Here is a 26007-nt window from a genome sequence, read left to right on the forward strand (position 1 = left end):
TTATGAAGTATAAAAAACGCCAGAACGAAGAACTCCACCGGATAAGCCCGGACGCTTTTAAATCAGCATCGAAAATGCCCGTTGTCCTCTTACTGGACAATGTGCGCAGCCTGAATAATGTAGGATCCGTCTTCCGTACTTCCGACGCTTTCCGGATTGAAAAAATTTACTTATGCGGCATTACAGCTACTCCGCCCAACCGGGAAATCCATAAAACAGCATTGGGAGCCGAAGATAGTGTCGACTGGGAATACAGTAAAGATACCCTGCCTGTCGTTGCCGGATTGAAAGCCCAAGGCTATAAAGTCTATGCGGTAGAACAAGCGGAAAACAGCATTTCCCTGGAAAATTTTTCCCTTTCTCCGGAAGAGAAATATGCCCTGATTTTCGGAAACGAAGTGAAAGGCGTACAGCAGGAGATTATAGACGAAGCAGAAGGCTGTATTGAAATTCCCCAATACGGTACCAAGCATTCATTTAACATTTCTGTCAGCGCCGGCATTGTTCTCTGGGAATTGATTCACCCCCGTATTAAGGAAGTCTGCAAACGGACAGAAAAATAAAATATTTCAAACGGACAGCTCTTTGTATTCGATTCAAATTCGTCTGACAGTTCATTCCTTACCAAACCTTTGGTTCAGAGAAAATAATCCTTCCGTAACCTCAATTTTGTTTATTAGCGAAAGGTGAATCTGTTTCTGCAACAAGCGTTTATCCGTAAACAATAGTCCGCTCAGGATTCTTTCAATTGCCCGATCAGTTTCACAGCTTCCACAGCCTCTTTGACATCGTGTACCCGTAAAATATCCGCTCCTTTTAACAAAGCAACTGTATTTAGAACCGTCGTTCCGTTTAAGGCTTCAGCCGGAGTAATTCCCAACGTTTTCCATATTGTTGTCTTCCGGGAAATTCCCACCAACAAGGGATAGCCTAAATCCCGGTACTGATACATTCCGTTCAACAACTGGAAATTGTGCCGTATCGTCTTCCCGAACCCGAACCCCGGGTCCAGTATAATATTGTCGAATCCTTTCCGGTTCAATTGTCCGATACGACTGATAAAAAAATCCCGGACATCTTCTACAACATCCCGGTACACCGGATTTTTTTGCATTGTTTGCGGCGTTCCCTGTATATGCATCAGGATATAAGGGATACCGGTCCGGGCCACAAAATCGAACATTTTCTCATCCATCGTTCCTCCGGAAATGTCGTTTATGATAACCGGTCCCATACAGGTATTGACTTCTTCTGCTACAGAAGCCCGGAATGTATCGATAGAAACGAGGGTATCCGGATAATATTTCCGAATCAATTCCACGGCAGGCATCAGACGGGCCGTCTCTTCTTTTTCATCGACGAAAGCAGCGCCGGGGCGGGTAGAATAAGCCCCCACATCAATTATATCCGCTCCCTCCTCCATAATCTGGTGAATACGCCCGATCACTTTTAATTCACTGACGTATTTTCCCCCATCGTAAAAAGAATCCGGTGTCACGTTTAATATACCCATTACCCAGGGACGGGATAAATCGAGGGGATGTCCTCCTAACAAAGGAAATTTCAACATAGTACTGTTAAATTTGAGAATTGAAAATGAAGGATTATCAATTCTATTTATTAATTTTACACGTTCAAAGTAACAACGAGTTTTTTACATTTCATAATGTAAGGGGACAAATTTATGGCGAATACAGCACAAGAATACGATAAGGTGATCCAGATATGCCGTGACATTTTTATAAAAAAAATGCACGATTACGGAACCGCCTGGCGAATTTTACGACCGACATCCTTGACCGACCAGATATTTATCAAAGCCAACCGCATCCGTTGCATTGAAGAAAAAGGTATTTCCAAAATACACGAAGGGATAAGTTCTGAATTTATCGGCATTGTCAATTATGCTCTCATGGGGTTAATTCAATTGGAACAAAAAAGTGAAACAGAACTGCCTGCTGAAAAAATTACAGAATTGTACGACCTTTATTTTCAAAAAGCCAAACAGTTAATGGCAGATAAAAATCATGATTACGACGAAGCCTGGCGGTATATGCGAATCAGTTCCTATACAGACCTGATTCTGATGAAAATTAAACGCACCAAGCAAATCGAAGATCATCAGGGAGATACCTGGATATCGGAGGGGATAGATGCAAACTATTACGATATGATCAATTATGCAGTATTCGCATTGATACGGCTCCTTGTGGAAAAAGAAGAAACAGAGCCGGCAGTCCCGGAAGTAAGGAGTTGATGCCTTGCGTTACCCGGTATTAGTGCTCCAACTGACCGTTCACTCAAAGAGGTAAGTGTACCCGTACCCAGAATAACACACTACATAACAGCAAAATGATACACTTATGAAATTTATTGCAAATCTTTTCCGGATACTTTTAGGGTTGGTATTCATCTTTTCAGGCTTTGTAAAAGGGATTGATCCGTTGGGTTCCGAATATAAATTTATCGATTATTTCAATGCTTTCGGAATAGGAGGACTCAATGCTACTGCCCTGTTTTTTTCTTTCCTTTTGTCGGGATTGGAGTTTGTGATCGGAATTTGTCTTCTCCTGAATATTAAAACCAAATGGGGGGCTTGGGGAGCCTGGTTGTTTATGCTGATATTCACCTTTATCACCCTTATTCTGGCCGTGCGGAATCCGGTGACCGATTGCGGCTGTTTTGGGGACGCCATCACACTGAGTAATTGGCAGACATTCTGGAAAAATATTATTCTCTTATTTATGGCTTATCTGGTATTCCGCCGGAGGAAGCATTTTAAACCCATATATAATTTTCTCGAACAAACAGTGCTGTTCCTCGGATCTGTTATTTTTATAGGCTGTGTGGAAGGCTACAGCTACCGCCACTTACCGATTATCGATTTCCGCCCCTATGCCATCGGGACCAATATCCCGGAAAGTATGGACATACCGGCAGATGCTCCCCACGATCAATACCGGATTTTGTTAAAATACCGGAATAAAAATACAGGGGAACTACAGGAATTCGACGAACAGAATTATCCTTGGCAAGATACCCTAAATTGGGAATTCCACAGTTCAGAACAAAAATTGATTCAAAAAGGCTATCAGACTCCCATACACGATTTTGTAATTGAACATCCCGAATGGGGAGACATTACGGAAGAAGTGTTACAGGACGACAATTATACTTTTTTAGCCGTATCTTATCAGATAGACAAAATTGCCCCCTCTGCTTTGGATCGGCTCAACGAACTGGCTGATTATGCCCGGGCCAAAGGGTACCGGTTTTACGGATTGACTGCATCCGATCCGGAAGAAATCCGGCAGCTTCAGTCAGGCCACCCCTTGCATTTTGATTTTTGCACGACGGACGAAATACAATTAAAGACTATAATCCGCTCGAATCCAGGGCTTCTCTTATTGAAAAAAGGCACAATTATCGATAAATGGGGATACCGAGATATTCCTTCCGTAGACAAGCTCGCAGGGAAAGATCCCCTCGCTTATTGCCTGACAGAACAACAGCGGATTACCAACCGTTACGTTCTCTATTCCCTCGCCTTATTATTCCTGTTCCTTCTAACTTTCTACACCTTGAAGAAGTATAAAAAGGGAGGAAGATAAACGACGAAATTCTGTAAACTTTAATAATAAATCACTGACATGAGAAAAAAAATTGTAGCAGGTAACTGGAAAATGAATAAAACGCTTCCTGAAGGTATTCAGTTAGCTAAAGAAGTAAATGAAAAAGTAAAGGCTTTAAACGTTCCGCACATAAAAGTCATCCTTGCTCCCCCTTTTATCCATTTGGCTGAAGTAAACAAGGTCATCGATCCTGCAATTGTATCCGTTTCTGCTCAAAATTGTGCCACAGAAGCTTCCGGAGCTTATACAGGCGAAGTGTCCGCTGCCATGATAGCTTCCACTGACAGTACTTATGTCATACTGGGGCATTCCGAAAGAAGAAGTTATTACGGAGAAACCGATGCCGTTCTGGTAAAAAAAGTAGCACAGGCATTAAACAATCAACTGGACGTTATCTTCTGTATAGGAGAAGTATTGGCCGAACGGGAAGCCGGAAAACATTTTGAAGTGGTAAAATCCCAATTGATAAACGGACTTTTCCAGCTTTCTCCTGAGGAATTTTCCCACATCATTTTGGCCTATGAACCGGTTTGGGCTATCGGAACTGGAAAAACAGCCACTTCTGCCCAGGCACAGGAAATGCATGCTTTTATCCGCAATGTACTGACGGAAAAATACGGCAAAGAAATAGCAGAAAACACCTCTATCCTTTACGGAGGAAGCTGTAATGCCAAAAATGCCGACGAACTGTTCGCCAATCCGGACGTAGACGGAGGCCTTATCGGCGGAGCTTCTCTGAAAGCCGAGGACTTTTCTATTATCATAGCCGCCCGCGCCAACCACTAAAGCAAGAAATGGTGACAAGGGGACGGTTCTTTTGTCACCATTGCAAATCCCAATTAACCTCCTACTTCTATACAAGCCAAACTTTACATAAAACGAACCTATACTTATTATAGCTCGGATTTATTTCGAATAAATCGCTTCTGGCTTACGTTATGGAAAATTCTGTACTTTCCTCAACAGTAGCTTGCCATTTATTGTATAAATAGAAAAATTCAAAACTTCCGGCTCAAATTAAATAAATGAAATGGTGACAAAAGAACCGTCCCCTTGTCACTGTTTTTCAGGTACTCTATTTTTTTTCGAATATAAATGTCAAGGGAACAAGTCAGGCCCATTTGTTTCCGGATCCGATAGGATTTAGTGTAAACAGAACCTTTGTTCGACAATTCGTAAATAAAACTCAACTCCTCTACTGTAAAACCGACTCCAACAAAACAGACAAATTCGATATCTTCCTCTCTTAGATCCGAATGACACCTGCGAATCTCGTCCACAATCCCATAATAGCAATAATTGATTAAATCACACCACAATTTCCGGCCCGCATCTGAAACCAGATTTTGTTCCATTAAAACATAAACTTTCCGAAAACATTCCTCTTTAGAACCTTTATAAAAAATCAAAATATTTAATAACTTACGGAAAAAAATCAGCATTACTTCTGAATCTCTTTTTTTTAACTCTTTTGTAATCTTCCTCTTTTTAAATAATGCCAAAGCAGGGAAGCAAAACTTTTTCCATTTTTTTTTGAACAATTTCCAGACTTCACTTTTTCTGTAACTTCTCAAATCAAATGTATTAAATAAACATTTTCTCATATTATGTAAGTTAATTTTCATAAATTATAATATGAAAATACAAAACTTTACATTTACATTTTGAAATATTCTTTTAATACAATTCTATTTACTTTATTATCATATAATGATATACTAATAATATTTATAATATATTTTGTTAATTAACTGACAATAAAGATAAAAAAATAAAATTATTTAAATTGAGAATTTTTTTTAATATTGAAAAATAGAGAGGCTATCTTTATTTTTTTACAAAATTTTATCATAAATCTTGATATATATAATCAACAGCCTCTCTTATTTAGAAACTCAATTTACCAATTTCACCAATTGACGGATTGTTTCATCTGAATCGCAATTATCTTTTAATTCTTTTCGGATTTTTATCTCATATTCTTTAGAAACGACTCCTTTCTTCATCAAAGAAAGTTCTTGAAGCAAATTTTCAATTAAATACCAATCTTCTCTTTTCATTTCGTAAGAAGAATCAGTTCCCATCGTCATCCGACACCATGTATCGACATCACCATGGAATGAATTATAAATTTCTAACTTTTTTTGTGTAATCATTTAGGTATAACATTATGATAAATAATTGGATTTTTCCCATTTAAAATAGGATACTCTACAGTACTCCAAACACTCTCTATACTTATTCCATTTTTGGCATTTTGGAACACATGGACTGGTCCTTTCGCTCCTTTCGCGTAGGTGGCTGACAAACGTTCCCAAAGGGGCTTAGCTTCTTCCCAAGACATATTTTTGGTCAATTCGCTTAGATTTCGCCCCGCACGTGTCATCTCTAAAGTAGTCATACCATTTGCTTTGGCAAAATTCATTGCTTCTTCTAGAACACCTCCCGACCAGAATACGCGTGTAAGTTGGGAAGCAGCTGGTTTGACAAAAAATTTACCAATATTTCCCAGAGCAACTATTCCTTCAATTCCACCGGTAGTCAAAAAAACAGCAGCATTCATAACTCCTTGAGTGACCGGATGACGAATAAAATCCTCGCGGCCTTTATTGACCAAAGATTGCATTAGTCCTACCTGACTCTTAAGAGAAAGAGGGCTTCGCCTGTTCAATAACTGAGCGGACAAAGAAGGATCATTCAAAACTCTGAAACTGGCACTTTTCGGTACGTTAGAGATCGAAATGGGTACATTCTGATAGTAATTTATGTAAGAACCATCTATCTGACCGACAGAAACAGAAGTCCCGATATTTGAAAAGGTCTCTCCGTTAAGAACCACTTGTTTATCCTGACGATCCAGCCAGAGAAGGGCTCCACTACCCGAAGCATACCAATCGTCCAGCATACCGTCTGCATCGACCCGGGTGACGGGATTATTTCCGCAATAATGGTAAGGGGTCAAAGCATAATTTTTCTCCGCCATCGGATCAACAGTCATCCATTTTCCCAAAGAGGCATCGTACATCCTCGCTCCATAATCCAACAATCCCAGATTGCCTACTGTCTGACATTCCTTACCACTGAATTTCTCCCGGTTTACAGTCAGTTGAGGATAATTTTCTTTCAGCTGACGGGTTCCGAAAAGGTAGTAATCATTACGCTCCCGGACCTTCCCGTCAGCGTCGACTACAGCACGTACGCTCCCTAAATGATCTGTCAGATAATAATAAACCTCGTATCCATTTGTACCTGAAACGATACGGCCACCTCCGAAAAGGGCACTTTCCAGTGTCAAAGAACTTCCATTACGGGTATATACAAAACTTCCCCGGTAATCCCATCCCCGGCCGTCTGCACCCTTTACGCCTACTTTATTGCCATTATAAGCATAGCGATACGTAGCTTTTAAATTATTGGCAGAAGTGACCTGTCTCAACAAATTTAAATAATTATATTGATAATTCAAGCCCTGCCGCGTATCTGTCTGCAAATTTCCGTCTGCATCATACGTATACGCTCCTGCCACCTCATTTCCCCTTGCATAAATATCTCCGGAAACCGGCGCAGCATTTTCGGCAAGCGCCGTCAATTGATTTCCGGTATAAGTATACACCAAGTTATCTACGACAGCAGCTGTCGTGCCGGTCCGCCGTAACGTCTTTATATTTCCATTTAAATCATAAGTAATCTCTTGTTCTGTATTCCGGTTATCCAACGTATTACCGCTGAAGGAACGAGCCCCTTTAAAGCGTCCGTAAACATCATAATCTATGGCATAAGTAAAAGAATTTCCACTTCCCTGTGTCCATTCCCATTCGCTGATATTTCCGGTATAAGCAGCCGTCGAACCGCTTTTCAAAGGCTGTCCGTAACGGAGGTACATGGAAAAAGAAGCTGAGATCCGGCTGTCCAGCCAACCCTGAAGGGTATACGTAAACGATTCAGTACAGGCTGTCTGTCCGTAAACCCGTTTTGAAAGCTGCCCCAGACGATCGTACTGATACTCTAGCTGCCCTTTCCCCTCCCCGTTCAGAACCGTCTCTGCACTTAACAGTCTTCCCTGACGATCATAGGTATTTGTAGTCATTAAAGTTGAAGTAACAGAAGTTTCCACAGCAGATTGTTCCTGCACCTGAATTTCATTTCCGACGAAATCATATGCTTTGGAAAGAGTACTTGTTAACTCTTCCGGATTTTTCTCCTTGACTTCCAGGATCCGTCCTTCTTTATCGTAAGTATATGCTTTTTCTATATAATGGGAAACGGTATTATCATTCTCCATAATCGCCAGTTTTTCCCAGGTTAACAATCCTTTTGGGGCAGTAAGACTCTTGGAATTTTTCTTTTCAACAATAGGTACCTTGTCCGGCAACAAAGGCACAGAAGAATCGTCCAGGGCAAAGAGAGTGGGAGACAACAGACGATAACTGTCGTAAGCACATTCTTGCAATAAAATCCCGCTTGTCAGGTAGAGAGAATTTGTATTTCCCGTATCGAAAAGATTCTGTAAAGCAGAACGGGCAGAAGTATGGGAAATCAGCTTCACTTCTGTCAACCGCCCCAAAACATCATAGCGGTTCAATTTCCAACGGTTGGAAGCCCTTAAGTTTCCGTTCTGCCACATTACTACCCGGTTCCCTTTATCATAAACAGAATACTCTTCTGACATTCCGGGTAATTTTCTTCCGATCAGGCGGTCGTATTTATCGTAAGTATAAAGATAACTATACTGAGTAGCTATGATATGGGTCCGGCCCACGGTCAGCCCGCTGCTCAGCAAGGCAGAACCCTCCGGAGAAATAACGGCTGCCACCCTTCCCTGATCATCGAATACAGAATAAGTATCCGCTTTATCCCTTCCTTCTCCTATTTGCCGCAGCAATACAACCTTACCTGAAATATCCGTAAAGCTTTCCGAGGTGCGGCCGTCTGCGTCTGTTATTACAGTTTTATGCAGAGAATGTGCCGGATAATATCCTTCCACTTTAAAGCTTCCGTCGTTATTTACCATAAACCGAAAAACTTCATTCGCCGCATTCGTAGCATAACGATAAATTGTTTTTTTATCTTTTTCCCGGAAAATTTTTCCTGTATTATAAGAATATAAGACCCGCTCTAAAGGTGAAGCTTCATACTTTTTTTCTGCATAGGTATATGCTCCTTCGCCCGGATATAAAGCAGCATAAAAAGAAGACTGATGCCCTAAAGCTTCCGGATCGTATCTCCCCTTATTAGCGGCAAGAGCATAAGGCAAATACGTTCTGGCATCTTCTCTGCCTAATTCATCATAATAGACAGGCATTATTAAATCGCTGCCGTCCGGTGCAGCCTCTATCCCGATTTCCTGAGCTTTCCGTCCCAGTCCGTCGTAATAGGTAATAGTAGAACGATAATAATCTTCCGGATCAGTACTTTCATTCTTTAAGGCCGTCGTTTTCAGAATATAATTCCGGTTTCCGAAAACATCCTTTTTCAGGATACAGACATTACTATAAGCGGTCTGCGTCCCGCTACTGACCATTCTCCGGAAATACATATTTTCAGCAGGTGTATTGACAGTATAATCTTTTTTATAGGCATTCCCTATACTTTTCCAGCCTCCAGAAGTATATTGCTGCCAGGTATAATAATAACTTCCTCTTCCTCCTTTTGCCTCACATCCCTCCAACTTACAGGAAGAAGCCCCCTCTGAAAAATACTGAACCGCAGGTATCGTTCCCGCTTCTAAAGCAACATAAGGTTGCTGGGAATAAAAGAATTTCATCGTCCGTTCACAGCGTCTCTCCGTATAACTCCCATCTGAGTGTATCTGTCCGTTTTCATTCAGATAAACCGTATTATAGTGAATCACCACTTTCCCCTCGATAATGGCGTTCGTATAATTCGGTTTAAAACTGACATGACTGGGACCGTAATGACAAGAAATAGAGTTAATTTGCCCACCGCTATCCTCAAAACGGACAAACTCAAAACGAATCAGTTTTTCCGGTTCTATAGGATCGACCGGTTCTACCGGAATGGGATCCGAAAGTAACCTGGCCTGAACATTCGTTGTCAAATCTGTTATTTCGGGTAATAACAAAAGGGTATCTTCCACAGCAACACAAGTATCAACAATTTCCTCCTTGTCTTCCACAACCGTATAAGCCGAATAAGCCCCAATTTTAAAAGAAACAAACGTTTCGTCGAATCCGACCGGTACCTTGGGCTCAAAAGCAGAAGTATGGGCAGACGGAAACACCAGATAAAATTCTCCCAAAAAAATTACCGAATCGGAATATACAATTCCGACCCTGCAACAAAATAAGAATATAAGAATAATCAATTTTTTCATGGCACATCTGTTTATTGTTGGACATGGTATTCGTAGTTCTCTTTCAGATAGCCTTGTCCATCGGTCACATTTTTCAAGCGTCCGTAACTATCGTATTGGTACTGCACTTTTATGCCGGCGGGATCTGTAACCGAGATTATCCCGACATAAGGCAGATAGTCGTAAGTGGTGACTAAAGTCCCCGCCAGTTTCCGGAGTTCCATTTCCTGAAGGTTTGAAAGGGTTCCGGTTAAAGGAGTCTTTTCGAGCGTAGACAATCCTGAAATCTTCTTAACATTTGTCAGGCTGGCGTTTTCTACTTTTCCGATCAGGTATAATCCACCATAACCCCAGATATAAACCGTCTTTTTTCTTTCCTTATCAGTAGTCTGCAGAATATTCCCCTGTTTATCGTATAAATCATACGTCAATTCCGTGTCTGTATAAAGGGAAGGCTGAAAAAGAGAGGCGGATATAGGTTGGTCAAATCTGGCTTTCCGGACAGCAGACGGCAATATCAGATTATTGAATAAGCCAAATTCCGTTTGTTCTCCTCCGAAAAGTTTTTCTGTCCCGTTTGCGTTCCGGAAGCGTCTTTCAGTTTTTAAGGGGGAAGCCAAAATATTCCGGTCGATCATTACCGTCTCTACGCTTGTCCGGTTCCCTGCAGCAATATCATTTACATACTGGGTTTGCTCTTTGTAAACCATACCGCGGCTATCCTGAGTCTCGGTAGCAATTTTTTCCCCTAAAACATTATAGGCATATGTAGTAGCAGATACGACCGAATCGTTTCCGTAATAATTGGTTTTCACTACTTGGTTCAAAAGATGATCGGCTGTATAAATCCGGGTTTTACGGAAAACATCTCCGCAGAGATTGATATCCTCAAAATAAGGAAGCGCCCGGGTATCATATATATATTTTTCCTGATAAACCAATTTTCCTTCGCTATCCTTCATTTTTTTGCAAAGTAATTTTCCACGGTCCCTGTGTCGGGAGTTTAAGCTGCTATACAAATTGCTGACATAAGTACGCAATGAAGACTCGATCTGATAAGCTCCATTTCCGTTATTTACAATACCGGTTTCATCGTCCGGACAAGTGACATAATCGCTATATACATATTCAATAGTAGAATTGTCTTCTCTTTTTTCAATTACCCGGCTATATCCCAAATGTCCTTCATCCAGAGTATAAACACTATTGTGTAAAGAAGAATAACTGGAACATTCCCGCAAGTAATAATAATTTCCGTCCGTACTCATTCCCTTATAATGTACATAATAGCGGGGATATTTTAATAAAATACCGCTACTCAAATTATTTTCGTTCCGGTAAGTGAATTCCCGGCTGATTGTCTGTCCTTCAGGGGTGACATCCCGGATTTTCCACACCCGTACGCCTCCGGCTGGTTGAGTAGCATTTTCCGGCTTGAGATAAGGCAGAAAAAGAGACGACTTGTCCCGGCGGATAGCCCGGGCATAATCATTGCCTTGATAATCGAATTCGGAATAGCCGCCTGTCGGATAGGTAATCTTTTTCAGCATCCCGAATACTCCATAAGCTGCATCCGGATTCCGGCTCGTTCCGGTAATTGTCTCTTCAAAATCAGCGTTTACGCTTACTTGCGGCAAAAAGGTAAACGAAGCACCGGACTTACCGTTATAAAATCCCCAATGATCAACACTCAGGCTACGGTAAGGAGGTGTCTGATCCTGGTTATAATATTCCATCTGATAATTTCCTTCTCCGGAAATTTCTACATTCTGCAGAAAACGGGACATACTTCCTTTCCAGAGATAAGAAAAACGGCATTTTTTCAATTCCCGGCCGGTTTTCAAATGTGTGACTTTTAAAGAATCCAGACAATAATCACTGGGATGATCCGAGTGGAAATATTTGATCTGCAATTGATTATCGACCACCATTTCTTCCAGTATCAGAGGAAACACACGGGCTGTTTCAAAGAAAAACTCATTGCTTCCCGATACCGTCCTGTAAGAAGCATTCCAATTCATTTGATTCATCGGGTTACTTACCCTATTCTGTTCCACATTAGCCGTCAGAATCGGATCCATCTGTATTCTTCCCTCCCGGTATTTAAACTTTATTTCTCTTCCGTCAGGAGCTACAACCCGGGTAAGCATCCAGGAAGTAGTCTGACTTTCCGTACGACTGTCTGACCGCCTCAATATTTCAGTATATTCCCGGGTAGCAACGTCATTTTCATCCTGATATTCTCCGAAATAATAAACCATACCGTCCCCGGTCGTAACCGAGAAAGCACTCATATCACTATATTCTTCTCCCGGTTTGATATTTATTTTAATTTCTCCTGCCGGTACATTGCTATTATATACATGTATCTGGTTCTTTCGTCCCAGTTGAAACGATCCGCTATACCCCATAAAGTTAAAATAAAAAATATCCGGTAGAGGGTCATACCCTGTAGCAGACAAGGAAGAAGAGGGAGAAAGGTAAAGGGAATAAGTATTTATACAACCTTGTCCGGGATAAAACTGAAACAAATCCGCCGTACTTTCGTCCGTACTCACCCGAAAATATTCCGTATACCTTCTGCGCAGTACGCCGTCTTCTTCATCCGGGACACCCCGGATCTGCCTGGTAATACATCCGCCTCCCGTCAGATACCAGCCGGGACTCAAACTTCCCTGCAAGCGGTTGGGTAAACAACCGTTTGAAGCATACCCCAAAGAAACCGGAATGTTAAAATCCTTATCCTTGTACTGATAGAGCGGTATCGTCAGATTCACCGTACCGGAATATAAATTTACAGGTATACTTCCGTATTTGACAAATTCCCATACGTCCGCAGAAGGACGGGCAGTCGTCTCTTCCGATTGCGCATATCCGGACAACCCCAGCCCTACTAATCCCCAAAGTACCCCTATTGTCTTTAGATTAAAGTTGAAGATTGCTATTCTTTTCATCATGCAAAATTTTAAATTAAAAATTTTATAAAGCTGCTCCCTGCATTTTCCGGCAGGTCCGGATCCGAATGTTCAATTTTCTGTTCTCATAGGCAAAAACATTTAAGGTTAAAACTCAGTGAATTGTTGTACCAAGCTTAAACATCGGTAAATACATAGATATTAATACCAAGGCGACCAATGCCCCAACTCCCAATACAAGTAAAGGCTCCAGCAAATTCCCGGCTTGCTTGAGGTCGTGTTCGAGCTGCTGGCTCAGTTCCTCTCCTTCCCGGGCCAGCATTTCTCCCAAACGATTGGTTTCTTCCCCGACTTGTAATAGCGTAACCAGCTTTCTGTCATAGAGGGAAGGATATCGTCCCAGACAGTCAGCGAACAAATCTCCTTTCCGCAACCCTTCACAGACAGAAGCGAAAGACATCCGGTAAGGATAAAAAGAGATAATTCCATCCAACAGACTGATACTCCGCAAGAGTGGTACGCCGGAAGTATACAGCAGCCATAGTAAACTACAAAAACGGGCCTGGCAATTCCGGCGGATAAGGCTTCCTACAAGAGGAATCCGAAGCAACAAGGCCGCCGAAAAACGTTGTACAGTAGGGCGCTTCCCATAAAAACGGAAAAATAAAATACAGCAAAGCAATCCTGTTCCTATACCACCCAGCCAATACGGAAAATCCTGGGAAAAAGCAATCATATACCGGGTCATAGCCGGCAAGTCTCCTCCCATACGGGCATAAACCTGCTCAAACATCGGTACGACCATAAGTATCATAAATACCAACACAATAACGGCCGTTGCCAATACAATAAGGGGATAACTGACAGCCCCTGAAATCATCCGGCGGCGGGCGATCCGTTTCCGGTAATATTCCGATAAAAACGAAAGCGAACGGCTCAACTGCCCGGTTTCCTCTCCAATGCGTACCACCCCATAATCCAAGGGGGTAAAATGAGCATTCCGGGCCAGGCTTTGCCAGAGGGCGCTTCCCTCCACCACAGAACGATGAATCGTTTCCAATAGGGATTTTATGTTCTTATTCGTTTCCCCTTCTGTCAACAGGCGGAAAGAACGGCTGAAATCCAATCCTGAAGCCAAAAGGGAAGCCAGTTCCGAAAAAAAGGTTTCTTTTTTAACATCTTTCCATTTTAAATCTTTCATTACCGCTTATTTTATCCTTCCGGAAAAAGCACCGTTTCCGAAATAGTTAATGTTTCGTTTCTAAAAGTTCAAACCGCCTTACCCGTTCTTCTTCTTCCAGCGGCCGTTTGCCAAATCCCAGATACCAGGATTTATTTTCGTTTTTTAAAGTGACATAAAGGCTGTCCTGACGGCTTCTGCCGGCAATGGAAATTACAGGTACCACAGCCTGTACTCCCCTTAATAAAGTATCCTTTCCTTTTTCCTCCCGGCCGTCCCATTCGAAAATCAACAGTTGCCGGGAGCATTCCAGCCTCCCCAAGACAGTATCTCCGCGTAAAAAAACAACCGCCTGACCTACAGGGAGGATACTGTCGGAAATAACAAACAAAGTTTCCAGCCTTTCAATTCCGGAAAAAGTTAAAGATCCTTTTTCCCATTTTTTCCATAAATCGATACTGCACCATCTGACCGTGTTCCAGCCTTCAAAAAGGGCAATAAACAGCATTCCTCCCACGATCAGGACGATCATCAACTCCGGTAAGGTCATTGCTTTCAGCTCTCTCTTTGATTTTTTTCTTGCTTTCATTCTTCTTTGAGATAAGTAAATCCAATTTCTCGTCCACCTTCCCGGAGTTTTACCTTTAAAGTCACTTGATACAACCCATAAGCATAAGGTGTCACACTCACCTGCAATTCTCCCCATTCATATTCCTGACTTTCCGGCTGATCCGGGGAAAAAGCACTCAGACTTTCCTGACGACATTGCTGCAGAGCAACTATGCTGTCCATACAGCCTTTCCCGTTTCCCTCTCTGACCATCAGCTGGCTCAAAGTTTCCATAGTTATCATAAAAGTAACCAGCAGGATAAGGGCTGCCACTATCGTCTCTGCCAAAGAAGTTGCTTTAGCATTCCTTTTTATTCGAGCCATCGGATGATCCTCCTTTCTGAATTACCTTCCAGCCAATAAGGCCATACCATATCCGGATTTTCTATAAGCACAGCATTGTACAACAATCCGGAATAATACCCGCTTTCAGAAAAATAATAGCTGTCTCTTACATACAAAGCACCGGAAATAATGCCCTGTACCTGTGCGATCCCATCTACATATACCAATCCTCTTACCCTGGCAGAAAGGAACTGCCTGTAATTAAGTTCTCTTTTTTGCACCTCCCCGCTTGTTCCGTCTACAATCACATACCCGTTCACCACTGCCTCATCCCGGATCTCGACCCTCCTTTGTGGATTAAGCGGCAATAAATAAATCCCGGAAGGATATTCGAGTTGCGCTTTTTCTTTAACCACCACCGTATCGCGTGCAAACACCTGAAGGGAACCCCGGAAACCGGATCCGATCACAACTGAAGGGGCTATCAGCAGCACAGATTCCAATTGGCATTCTTCTCCCAGATATACCGGTGTTTCACTATATAAAATCAGTTTCCCGCTATATTTTCCCTTCACCACGCCTCCCACCGGAAAAATGAGGGTCGTTTCCCGGAAAGGCTGTTTCCACACTTCCGGGAGAGGGGCTGAATAAACTGTTCCTTCCTTCAGACAGCAATAATCTTCTATCCTCTGCCTTACCTCCTTCCCCGGGGGAGGTAAAGCTGTCCCGCTCCGGCTGATACAGGAAACGGGTAAAGGAATACCGTCAAAGAATTCAGCATGTACAGCCGTATAGCTAACGCCTCCAGCAGGCAGGCAAGCCTTTCCTCTGATCTGTGTACGACCGGCCAAAGAAAAAATCCCTCCCCGATCGCAAGCATACAACAGAACCGGCTGACGGCCAACCTGAGTCCTTCCCAATAAACGTACAGAAGAAGTCCGGCCGGCAGTAACCGTAACGGTCTCATACAAACCCCAGGGAAACGTTTCCACCCGGATCCGGGAACGCTTATCTTCCGGAAAAAGTATATAACCCGCCGTATCTCTCAACATTCCGACAGTATCCCGGCAGTAAAGCAAAAAACCGGAATCCAGCCACATTTGCCACTGCTTCTGCTCCCGCAGGCGGTAAAAGCCAGAGTCGTAATGGTCTTTTACCAGTATCAGACCACTGATGACCAACAACATCAGTACTGCTACCACCAATACGGAAGCCAAGACAGAGGCCCTGACTGTTTTCCCGCAACCATTCCTCTCAACAGATAAAGGGGGTAATTTTTTATTTATATAAAACATAGCTCTCCTGTTTCTTCGACAATACCACCGAATCGTCAGTACTTTTTTTCACCCGGTAACCTTCAATCCGTGCTCCGACAGCCACGATATACTGACAACCAGTCCTTTCCAGCAAAACAAATTCCCTTTTACCCTGACGAAGCCGTCCCCGGAATAAAAACGGCGGGAATTCTGCAGGAGGGGAGGACTGCGGATCTTTAAAAAAGACTGCGGGCTTTACCTTTTGTTCCGGTTTTTCTTCTTGTTCCGTAAACCGTTTCCCCAAAAAAGGATCAGGATAATCTGCCAGAAGGCTGTCTGCACTACTGAGCTGCAGGTGTACAGCCGGAACAAAACCTTCCTTTCCTTCAGCCGGCGCTCGCATAGGGAGCAGCAAACGCCAGATGATTATCCCCCATACGATCAGTGCAACAAAAATCAAAAACAAAGTAAACTTCTTATTTTTCATGGCTCTGTCCCTCCCTCCCCCGGCGGAATAATGCTGAAAAATGAAAGGGTATCCAGGGATTCATAAGCGGAATTAAGTCCCCTGACCGTCCATTCGTATTCCCCTTCCGGTAAATCCAGTGAAAAACGGCAAGTTTCCACTACCGTATCGAGCAGGTAACTTTCAATCCATTTAAAAGCTGGAGAGACAACAATCAGTCTGTAATCCGATGCTCCTTTCATCGGGTTCCATACAAAAGTGAGGGAAGTCCGGGTTGTCACCAAACCGGAAGGAGGAGCTATCACCTCTACCTGCCTGCAACTGATATTTTTCTCAAAAATATCCTCACAGGCACAGATTCCCAGACAAATCAATAACAAGCATTTCTTTTTCATGTGTTTATATGTTTCCTTTTTAAATCCCAGCTTTTATTTACTCTTTTTCCCCAATTGCATGACAATCAACCGCAACCGCAACTGGGGAGGATCTTTCTGATTTTCCCGATACAACTGAAAATCTGCGGAGATAATTTTCACGGCAGAATACCGCTTTTCCATTTCATAAACCGAACGCACCAAAGGGATATAGCTTCCTGATAACAGCAATTCTCCCGTATACAATGCAAAACCGCTTTCTTCCTGTGCCAGAAAAGGAGTAAACCCGATAACTACAATCTTCCTTTTCCGGAAATCTGCAGCCATTACCTCCAGTAAACGTCCGTCCGGTAATAACAAGTCCTGAGAAGTATCAGTCCAATCCGTCGATTGCCGTATCAAACCTTTTGCGGGAATTTGCTCTAACCGTTTTTTCACAGAAGTATAATTACCCCATAAATCCACTGTCCTGCGAAGTCCCCATCCCCACACCACCAGAGGCATAACCAAAAGCAAGACTCCTAATTTTAATATTCCCGTATATTTTTTATCCATTCCCTCTTCTTTTCAGTTCCACTTCCATTTCAAACCGGTATGTTTTACTGTCTTTTACCCGGCTCATCCGGGTAAGCTTTACTTCCTTACAAAAAGATTCCCTGGACAACTGTTTACACAACTGATTAATCTGCACCGGCTGAAATGTCTCTCCTTTCAGAAGTATAATGTCTGAATCTGTCAGCGGTAACTTACCATTTTCCATTTTTTCCGTAAGGGGGGCCAGGGTCAAAGCGGATAAATTCACCGCTTCCGGAACACAATGCGCCAAACGGTCGAACAATATCGCGCATCCCTCCATTCCCCTTTCCCGGATTTTTCCCGTTAATTCCCGCATGCGTTCGGACTCCTGATTCCTGCCTCTTTGCAATTGTTGCCGTTCAGTCAATAACTGTTGTAATTCCCGGCAATGTTCTTCCAACCCGGAAGCAACGAAAAAATTCAGCATCAATAACCCCAGGCAGATTCCTAAAACGGGTAATTTCAAACGCCGGAACATCCGGTTTGCCAAGCGTTGCCCGCCTTCATCCGGTTGAAACAACCGTTTCAGGCTCAATTCCTGTTCCCGTAAAGCCTTTACTGTAGCTGAAAATCCAGAGGCAGAAGAGAGAAAGTCTGTTTCTTTCCCTTCAAAAAAACGTATTCCATCCACCCTTACTCCCTGCTGTGCCTGTAAAAAATGATCCAGCTTTTCTCTCCGCATAAATTTCAGGACAACCCGGTCCTCTTCCAGGTCTTCCCGTTCATATAACAAATCCGGATTTTCGGTAATCCGGCGCATTCCCTCTTCTTCTGTCCGGTATTCCTTTTTAAGTATCCCCTCTCCGCTAACCAAAATAAACAAAGGCCAATCTGTCCGGATCCGCCCTGTTTCCACAGGTATATATTTCCCTTTCTTCCAAACGAACAAAGTAGTCTGTAAATCCTCTGCAGGTCCTGCCCAGGCCCGGACAACCTGCACTTTCCCAATTAATATTTCAGGTAATTTCATTTTTGATTCCAATTATTGAATTTCCAAAACATACTTTTTCCCGCTAAAGCACAGTAGGCTTAATAAAAATATTCAGTTTCTGACTGACCTTATTATTTTTGGTAGATCCGAACAACCATTTCAATACCGGAATACGGCTGATAAAAGGCAAACCCCGGCTAGTCCGTTCCCGGCTGTTCCGTTCAATTCCTCCCAGCAATACCATTTCACCGTCTTTCACCCGGATCAGGGACTTAAAACTCCGGGTAGCCGTAGTAGGTGGTGCATCTTTTTCTTCCTTCCCGGTGAATTCACTCTGCTCAATCTCCACTTCCAGTGTTATATTATTATCCTGCCCGACATAAGGCACTATCCGTAGACTCAAATTAGCATCTATACTCTTCCAGGTATAAGAATCGCTCTGAATAGGATTCTGGGTACCAATAATATTACTGGCGACCTCTTTATAATGGCGTGTCTCTCCGCTTTTCAAAGTCGCCTCATGTCCATTCAAAGTAGAAAGCTTAGGCGTAGACCGCAATTCAATATCTCCGGCCTCTTCCAGAAATTTCAGATTCATATAAAAATCCGGAGTAACCCTTCCGAGATTAATGGAACCAAAACCATTGAAGCTGTTAATCAATTTATTAATGGAGGCTGCATTTAATTTCATATCGATTCCGGCTGAAAGTGTTCCGGAAGTAGCAGACGGAGCATTTCCCAACCCGGCCTCTATACCGGCTTCCCGTATAGTACTCTTTGTCACGTCGGCAATAATCACGTCGATTGTAATCAAGGGAATCCGTTTGTCTACAGTCTCCAGGAAGCGGCATATTGCCGAAACTTTCCGGCTTTCTCCACTGACAATCAAGCTATTCAGATCCGGAAAGAGTTGTACTTGTACCTCTTTTTTCAAAGCCTCGGGAATCAATTCCGGTAAGGCAGCAGCAGCGCGGAAACGCAAAGGCATAACCCGGGTTGTTACCATTGCCCCCTCCTTCCCTTTATCTCCAAATACAAATACCCCATCGTACTCCCCGCAACTAACTCCCGTGCCCCCCAAAATCACATCAAAAAAAGTCCGGCTGTCGATATCTTTTACATATATGGAAGTCTGCCCTTTTACCGGAGCGGCAAAGAAATAATCTTCCCCAAGCAGCTCACAGGTCTCTGCCAGAATATCTTCCAGTTTTCCGGAAGTAATGTGTGCACTTACGCGTCTTAAACTATCCACAGAGAGATGATCAGCCGGAAACAAACGTCTCCGGAAACCGGTTCCAAGCGTAGCCGCTGTAGTTTCGTGTCCTCCCGGCATTTCAAATCCCCACACCCCTCCCTCCCCTCTGTTTATCACCAGGCCGTTGGCGGAAGCCAAAGCTTCCAGGGCTTCCGGTAAAGGTAAGTTTTCCAAATAAGAGGAAACCCGGAAAGTATAGATAGACTGAGGCACAATCACATTCGTTCCCGTCAGCCGGGTAACCCGTCGTCCGATATCTGCCAGGGCAGCCTCCCGGAAATCAAAAGAAAGCAGGGCCCGGACCGAATCATAACTGACAAAAGGTTCGGGCGCAAGAGATTCTGTCAGGACAGGGGAACTTAAAGTGACAATATTCCCGCATACATCCGCTTCCAAGCCATACTCCCGGCAAAGGAAATAGAGTAAATCAGTAATCCTGGCCCGGTTAAAATTACAGGCAACCAAAGGATCCTGCGTCGCCTTTACGCATAAATTGACCCGGTTGACGGTAGCAATACTCCGCAATAATTCCGAAAGCTTTATATTCCCTACTGAAAGATCCGTCTCCTGCAAATAGGCCGGATCCACCCTCCCCAAACTATCGAAAATACTTCTCAATCCGTCCAGCTGTTCATTGCGAACAGAATCGGTAACTGTCCGGGCACTCAAACAATACGGTAATAACACACAAAAGGCTAAAAAAATCAATTTCATATGTCCATTTTTAACTTTAAACCGTCTCTAACCTTTCTATATAATTCTACAACTGTTTTTTCATTTCCGGAATCCCTTGTCTGAACCATCGGAAAAGCATCCCCTTTCCGGAAAAAGTTCTGTATATTCAGGATTCATTTAATAAAGGCAATATCTCTTCCGGGGAAGTAAGTCCTTCCCGTAGTAGTCCTATAGCCGTTTCCCGTAAGGTTTGAATTCCCCTTTCTTTTAACAAAGCACTTATATCGGCTTCCTGATTCCGTACTGCTGCCGACAAGCGGGAGTCGATAGGAATGACTTCATAAATCGCTTTACGACCGCTGTAGCCCGTATAATAACAAGCTTCACATCCTTCTGCCCGGTAAAAACGAGCGGGCTTTCCCTCTCCCTTCCAGGGAATATTTAAAGGAAACTGTTCCTCTGTTTCTCTTTTACAATGAGGACATAACACCCTTACCAGCCGTTGGGCCATACACAACAGTAAAGTGTCGGAAATCAGATAGGGATGCAATCCCATATCAGCCAGACGGGCTACACATCCCCAGGCGCTATTGGTATGTATGGTAGAAAAAATCAGGTGTCCTGTCAAAGAACTCCTGACAGCCATACGGGCTGTTTCGGTATCCCGGATTTCTCCCAACATAATAATATCCGGATCCTGGCGTAAAAAAGTACGCAAAGCACTCCCGAAAGTCAAACCGATTTCTTCCTTCAACTGTACCTGATTAACTCCTTCCAAGGTATATTCGACAGGATCTTCAATCGTCAGTATATTATTATCTTCCCGGTTTAGCAGACGTAAGGTTGCATAGAGGGTCGTACTTTTCCCTGATCCTGTTGGCCCGCTGATCAAAACCAATCCGTGCGGTTTACTTACAGCTTCACGGTAATCGTTTAATTGCCGCCCGCTAAATCCCAGATTCCCCAGTTCTAACAATTCAGCATGCCGGGTAAGTAAACGTAAAACGATCTTTTCCCCGTGAATAGCCGGTAAACAAGACACCCGCACATCGAACTTACAATCGCCCCTGTGAAAAAAGATACGGCCGTCCTGGGGCAAACGCTTTTCAGATATATCCAAATTCGCCAGAATTTTGACCTGATTGACCAAAGCTGCGTAATTCTCCTTATCAATACCATACCTTTCCAGCAACCGGCCGTCGATCCGGAAACGTACCCTGCATCTCTCCTCATAAGCTTCGAAATGTATATCACTGGCATAGGTCCGGTATGCCTCCTCTATCAAACGACTTAAAAAATCCCGCTCTTCACCGGCAGATACGGCTGTCTGCGTCCTCTTTCCGGAATCCGCAACCCCTTCCCGGTAATATTGTCTTATTAGCCGTCTGAACTCCTCAGGGGGGAGGTATTCTATACCCACTTTTACCCCTCGTATAATTTCAATTTCCTGCACCACAGCTTCATAATTCCGGCCCTTTTCTCCATAACAATCAAGTTTCTCCTCCCGTTTTTCAAACGGGAGTAAACCGTACACCCGGGCTTCCTCCGGAGTAAAAAAACCGATGACTTCAACGGGAATCCGTAATTCATCCATGGTTACAAAAACGAATTGTAAGAAAAACCATATATAGCAAGCCTACCCCGCTCACTAAAGGGATCGTTACCCTCCTCCGGCTCCTTCTGCCGTATATTCGCCATATACAGAGCGTTAAGAAAAAGGCAAAGGTCAGAAAGAATACATAGGCCCTCAGCGTAAAGGCCGGTGCCAACAGGAGACAGAACCATAAATCCCCGATACCGGCTTGTCGTTTCAATAGCCGTTCCCATTGTCTGTAACGGATTAAATCATATAAAACCAAACCACCCGCCATCCATATTACCACCCCCAAATTCACCCCCAGCCGGAAAACCAACTCTTTCCATCCCTCTCCTATCCAGACGATCAGAAACTGTAATCCGCCAAACAACAAAAGATCCGCTATCTTAACCCGTCTTTTTTTATAGTCGTACCATATCAGACGGCTTAACGGAATAAAGAGGAGCAATTCCATAGACTAATCTTTTGTAACTTCTTTCAATTCCTTATCCTGATTGATTTCCCATACGTTGAAAATGCCATCTCCGTCAAAATCCACAACTGCCGTCGCCCTTGCCTTAAACCCTTTCTCATCTGCTTCTGTAATATTTATCTGATAATTGGCATTTCCCCCTTCTGTCACCAGCTTTTGCTGCTCAAAACCCAATTCCTCCAAGGATGGCGAATACCGGGAATACATATAAAAATGACTTCTTTCCAAGGTATGGAGAAATACTAACTGTTGCTGTGCCTCTGTACTTTTAGCCCTTGAAATCAAAGGCATCAGATTGGGCAAAGCGATTAATACCAGAATCCCGATAATTACCAATACCACTAACAATTCCGGCAGAGAAAACGCTTTCACACTCATTTTTACTCTTTTTTTCATACGCTATACATTATTTATTTTCAAAATTCCGAATGTTTACATCTGCACCCTCTCCCCTTTGACAAAGCTTATCCTCCATACTTTAAGCTCCCAATAGGCATATGAATCCCCTATACGACTGCTCGTCGTTCAATAAATATCTTACAATCAATCAAATAGATTTATAAATACCCGAAGTTTACTTCCCTATCCTCCTTACCCGGAATCCGCAGAAAAATCCATACAAAAAACGGACTTTAGAAATTCACTTTACTTTTTGCACTGAAAATTCCTTTTTCTATTTAATCCTTTCGGGTTTTCTGTTAATAAAATTATAGCATAAAAATTGAAAAATCCAATAGGCGGGTAAAAAAAAATCTGAACAAGCGGTTTTTAATAACCTGATAATCAATATCATTTTTTTTAAAAATCTGAACAAGACCTTTTTTGTCCCTTTTTTCCCCAATTTTATAAGTAAAAAAAAGCGTATTTTTTATAAAACCGGAGAAAAAGTAAAAATGTACAAGTATAAAAATGTTTGAGTGTGAAAAAAGTGAAAATGTATAAATTATAGAAAGAGGAGAAGGTTTTATTTAAACGGAATTGAAAATACATGCAGGGAAAGAAGCAAGGAGAACCGAAAGAGAAAAAAGGTTTACCGCAGAAAAGGACTCATTTTCATCACTTCAGGAAACTAAAACTATACTTTATTATTTCATTCTTCCCCCGTTCGGTTACCCACAAACTGAAAAGAACATTTATCCGGCACCACCGTTCCGTATCCCTTAAACACTTAAACATTCAACCATCTAAAAATAAAATCCCAGGTTGAAATAGAAACCCAGTTTTTTGGTCCAATCTGACATATTGAAAACTACATCAATAGGTCCCAAGGCTGTATCATAAGAGTATCCGACACTTCCTCCCCAGATCCCCCGGTTTCCCAGAATATCAAAAAAATTATCATCTTGTAGAGCATAATTTCCGATAAAGGAAACATAATGCCGGCTTCCCATGCGTTGCCGGAAATGAAGCCGTGCTACCAGCAAGGAATTTTCGAATACTTCCACCCGGCTAATTCCTTCAAAAGGCAATTGCTGTTGCATATAGCGTCCAAATACTTGTCCCCCCATATAATTCAAATAAGGATAGGGAATATTTTTCCCGATCAGTACCCGTCCATATACGGAAGGCAACATTTTAAAACGGTTTGTAATCGGTATGACACCGATGAAATTAGCGCTTAAAGCAGAAAAAGGCAAACTCCCGTCATACTGAGTAAAATTATCTGTATACACCGAATAAGCAGCGGTAAAAGACAGCCCTCTTGTAGGATAATAACGTCTGTCGAAAGTCTCTACTTCAGCCAAAGCAAAATAACTGATAAAACCTTCCGATTTTACATTTATCGTTTGGTTATCATCCTTAAAGAGGAAAGGATCATAATCGAAATACTCATAACGCAACCCGAGCTGGAATTTAAAATTCCGCAAATAAATATCCGTTAAACTCAACTCTCCCAGGTGATAACGATACGTTACGGCATTGATCTTATCTCCTTCGTCGTAAATATTAAAATCATTGTATTTAAACATATAAGCTAAATTGAGCTTACGGATCAAAGGATTTTCCAGGGAATAATCCAAACGGATAAACGGATTTTTGCTTAAACGGGCTGTAATACCGGACCGAAAACCCTTTAGAGGCCGGTAATTTAGCTTCAGGTTCAGCAGAATGGCTGCCATTTCCTCCGAATCAAAACGGAAGCCCAGATTGATAATACTCCTGTCACTTTCCTTTAAACTCAATTCCAGATCGTATTCCGGTCCGCCCAATAAACGATAACTAACACTGGCAAAAGCTTTTGTTCCGTACAAAGATGCGATAGCCCGGTGAATCTCATCCTTGGTTATCTTCCGGTTCTCTTTTAAACGAATGGTCCGCCTCAGCCATTTTTCTTCGTCTTCAGATATCCCTTTTAAATAAATCCGGCGGATAAAGAAAGTATCGGCAAAAACTCTTTTCTCCCGCACGACTGTTCCCTCTTCTTCCACACCGATTTGCTTTTTTAAAGCGATCAACTGGTCCCACTGAGCTTCGGCAGCCTGCTTCCCCCTATAGATCATCGTATCGATAGCATCCGGATTAAAACTGGCAGCTGAATATTCATTGAGCTCCGGCTTGATATATAAATCTGTCAATTTCAGATTCTCCTCAAACTTATTCATACATAGCAAATGAATCATCTGCCCCACAACGCCCGGTAAAGAATTCAGTTGCTCGGCTTTTTTGAGATCGGACTGTACATCCACTCCGATAATGATATCCGCTCCCATCGCTTTCGCCACATCTACGGGGAAATTATTTACAATTCCTCCGTCCACCAATATCAAACTATCCATATGTACCGGAGTAAACACACCCGGAATAGCCATACTGGCCCGCATAGACTGCACCAAATTCCCTTCCTTTAACACCACCTCCTTACCGTCCACAATATTGGCAGCTACACAAGCAAACGGAACAGGCAACTCCGCAAAATTCAAAGAATCGTGGAAACCTATCGTTAAGTCGGTAAACAAATTATAGACATTCTGACCGCTGACAAAACCAGCAGGCATACGATTGTCCTTTCCCCTCCCGAAAGGAAAAGAAAGAATATACTTCTCCGTCGCCTCTTTATCCGAAAAAGAAAGATTATCCCGATAAACCTTATCACTCAACAGAAAAGGCCAATTCTGATTCCGGACCATACTGTCCAATACCTGCATATCATATCCGATCGCATACAATCCCCCCACAATCGATCCCATGCTAGTCCCCACAATATAATCCACCGGGATCCCGGCTTTTTCCAATACCTCAATAACCCCGATATGAGCAATTCCCTTTGCTCCGCCACCGCTCAGCACTAATCCCACCTTCTTCCGTTCCGCCATCAGAGACGGACACAGAAACAAAACCAATAATAACCAAACGAAACATCTTTTCATAAAAAATAATCCACTTTTGTCTTCAGAAACGGACAAAAATTATGCCAATCTCTTCTATAAAACCCGAAGCAAATTAATAAAAATTCCGGACTCCCGGGGACGG

At 42.7% G+C, this 26007-nt stretch carries 22 protein-coding genes; 4 read left to right on the forward strand and 18 right to left on the reverse strand.

Translation table 11 applies throughout. The features are described 5' to 3' along the window. Positions 1 to 2: 2 nt before the first annotated feature. The gene (locus Q0465_RS04450; RefSeq protein ID WP_298613375.1) at positions 3 to 563 is read left to right on the forward strand and encodes an RNA methyltransferase; all 561 of its coding nucleotides are present in this window, start codon (positions 3 to 5) and stop codon (positions 561 to 563) included. Between the two features lie 170 nt (positions 564 to 733). Here Q0465_RS04450 and folP read toward each other — a convergent pair whose 3' ends face one another. After that, positions 734 to 1570, reverse strand: coding sequence for a dihydropteroate synthase (folP, locus tag Q0465_RS04455; RefSeq protein ID WP_298613378.1), 837 nt, complete (start codon positions 1568 to 1570; stop codon positions 734 to 736). Positions 1571 to 1684: 114 nt separating this feature from the next. Here folP and Q0465_RS04460 point away from each other — a divergent pair, with 114 nt between their 5' ends. The 3 genes from Q0465_RS04460 to tpiA all read left to right on the forward strand — a co-directional run bounded on the left by Q0465_RS04460 (position 1685) and on the right by tpiA (position 4418). Next, positions 1685 to 2257, forward strand: coding sequence for a DUF1599 domain-containing protein (locus tag Q0465_RS04460; protein WP_298613381.1), 573 nt, complete (start codon positions 1685 to 1687; stop codon positions 2255 to 2257). A 106-nt stretch (positions 2258 to 2363) separates the two neighbouring features. After that, positions 2364 to 3611 carry a BT_3928 family protein gene (locus tag Q0465_RS04465; protein WP_298613383.1) on the forward strand — a complete coding sequence of 416 codons (1248 nt, stop codon included), beginning with the start codon at positions 2364 to 2366 and terminating at the stop codon, positions 3609 to 3611. A gap of 39 nt (positions 3612 to 3650) precedes the next feature. Further along, on the forward strand, positions 3651 to 4418 hold the full coding sequence (tpiA, locus tag Q0465_RS04470) for a triose-phosphate isomerase (protein WP_298613386.1): 768 nt from the start codon (positions 3651 to 3653) through the stop codon (positions 4416 to 4418). A gap of 212 nt (positions 4419 to 4630) precedes the next feature. Here the strand turns inward: tpiA and Q0465_RS04475 are convergent, their stop codons facing one another. The 17 genes from Q0465_RS04475 to Q0465_RS04555 form a co-directional block, all read right to left on the reverse strand. Beyond that, positions 4631 to 4987: a hypothetical protein gene (locus Q0465_RS04475; RefSeq protein WP_298613388.1), complete on the reverse strand. Its 357-nt coding sequence runs from the start codon at positions 4985 to 4987 to the stop codon at positions 4631 to 4633. Positions 4988 to 5527: 540 nt separating this feature from the next. After that, complete coding sequence (locus Q0465_RS04480; protein WP_298613390.1) at positions 5528 to 5788, reverse strand: hypothetical protein; 261 nt, start codon at positions 5786 to 5788, stop codon at positions 5528 to 5530. Further along, positions 5785 to 9966, reverse strand: coding sequence for a DUF6443 domain-containing protein (locus Q0465_RS04485; protein WP_298613393.1), 4182 nt, complete (start codon positions 9964 to 9966; stop codon positions 5785 to 5787). The genes Q0465_RS04480 and Q0465_RS04485 overlap by 4 nt, the downstream gene beginning before the upstream one ends. A gap of 11 nt (positions 9967 to 9977) precedes the next feature. Next, positions 9978 to 12899, reverse strand: a complete 2922-nt coding sequence (locus tag Q0465_RS04490) for an RHS repeat domain-containing protein (protein ID WP_298613396.1) — start codon at positions 12897 to 12899, stop codon at positions 9978 to 9980. A gap of 115 nt (positions 12900 to 13014) precedes the next feature. Further along, positions 13015 to 14061, reverse strand: coding sequence for a type II secretion system F family protein (locus tag Q0465_RS04495; protein ID WP_298613399.1), 1047 nt, complete (start codon positions 14059 to 14061; stop codon positions 13015 to 13017). A gap of 46 nt (positions 14062 to 14107) precedes the next feature. Further along, entirely contained in the window at positions 14108 to 14629 is a 522-nt protein-coding gene (locus Q0465_RS04500) for a hypothetical protein (RefSeq protein WP_298613402.1), read from the reverse strand. Then, positions 14626 to 14973: a hypothetical protein gene (locus tag Q0465_RS04505; protein ID WP_298613405.1), complete on the reverse strand. Its 348-nt coding sequence runs from the start codon at positions 14971 to 14973 to the stop codon at positions 14626 to 14628. Before Q0465_RS04505 ends, Q0465_RS04500 begins: the two co-directional genes overlap by 4 nt. Continuing rightward, the gene (locus Q0465_RS04510) at positions 14961 to 16229 is read right to left on the reverse strand and encodes a hypothetical protein (protein ID WP_298613407.1); all 1269 of its coding nucleotides are present in this window, start codon (positions 16227 to 16229) and stop codon (positions 14961 to 14963) included. The genes Q0465_RS04505 and Q0465_RS04510 overlap by 13 nt, the downstream gene beginning before the upstream one ends. Continuing rightward, a complete protein-coding gene (locus tag Q0465_RS04515; RefSeq protein ID WP_298613410.1) occupies positions 16213 to 16677 on the reverse strand; it encodes a hypothetical protein in 465 nt (154 codons plus the stop codon). The genes Q0465_RS04510 and Q0465_RS04515 overlap by 17 nt, the downstream gene beginning before the upstream one ends. Next, positions 16674 to 17051 (reverse strand): hypothetical protein, encoded by a 378-nt coding sequence (locus Q0465_RS04520; protein ID WP_298613412.1) that lies wholly within the window; start codon positions 17049 to 17051, stop codon positions 16674 to 16676. The genes Q0465_RS04515 and Q0465_RS04520 overlap by 4 nt, the downstream gene beginning before the upstream one ends. Before the next feature lie 33 nt (positions 17052 to 17084). Further along, the gene (locus Q0465_RS04525; protein WP_298613415.1) at positions 17085 to 17585 is read right to left on the reverse strand and encodes a hypothetical protein; all 501 of its coding nucleotides are present in this window, start codon (positions 17583 to 17585) and stop codon (positions 17085 to 17087) included. Beyond that, positions 17578 to 18576 (reverse strand): hypothetical protein, encoded by a 999-nt coding sequence (locus Q0465_RS04530; protein WP_298613418.1) that lies wholly within the window; start codon positions 18574 to 18576, stop codon positions 17578 to 17580. The genes Q0465_RS04525 and Q0465_RS04530 overlap by 8 nt, the downstream gene beginning before the upstream one ends. Before the next feature lie 43 nt (positions 18577 to 18619). Then, positions 18620 to 20506 carry a type II secretion system protein GspD gene (locus Q0465_RS04535; RefSeq protein WP_298613421.1) on the reverse strand — a complete coding sequence of 629 codons (1887 nt, stop codon included), beginning with the start codon at positions 20504 to 20506 and terminating at the stop codon, positions 18620 to 18622. Between the two features lie 127 nt (positions 20507 to 20633). Further along, positions 20634 to 22061 (reverse strand): GspE/PulE family protein, encoded by a 1428-nt coding sequence (locus Q0465_RS04540; protein WP_298613423.1) that lies wholly within the window; start codon positions 22059 to 22061, stop codon positions 20634 to 20636. Further along, positions 22054 to 22518 carry a hypothetical protein gene (locus Q0465_RS04545; RefSeq protein WP_298613426.1) on the reverse strand — a complete coding sequence of 155 codons (465 nt, stop codon included), beginning with the start codon at positions 22516 to 22518 and terminating at the stop codon, positions 22054 to 22056. The genes Q0465_RS04540 and Q0465_RS04545 overlap by 8 nt, the downstream gene beginning before the upstream one ends. Before the next feature lie 3 nt (positions 22519 to 22521). After that, a complete protein-coding gene (locus Q0465_RS04550) occupies positions 22522 to 22932 on the reverse strand; it encodes a type II secretion system protein (RefSeq protein WP_298613429.1) in 411 nt (136 codons plus the stop codon). Between the two features lie 788 nt (positions 22933 to 23720). Beyond that, positions 23721 to 25904 carry a patatin-like phospholipase family protein gene (locus Q0465_RS04555; protein WP_298613432.1) on the reverse strand — a complete coding sequence of 728 codons (2184 nt, stop codon included), beginning with the start codon at positions 25902 to 25904 and terminating at the stop codon, positions 23721 to 23723. Between the last annotated feature and the right edge of the window lie 103 nt (positions 25905 to 26007).

Source organism: uncultured Odoribacter sp. (assembly GCF_937966165.1).
GTDB lineage: Bacteria > Bacteroidota > Bacteroidia > Bacteroidales > Marinifilaceae > Culturomica.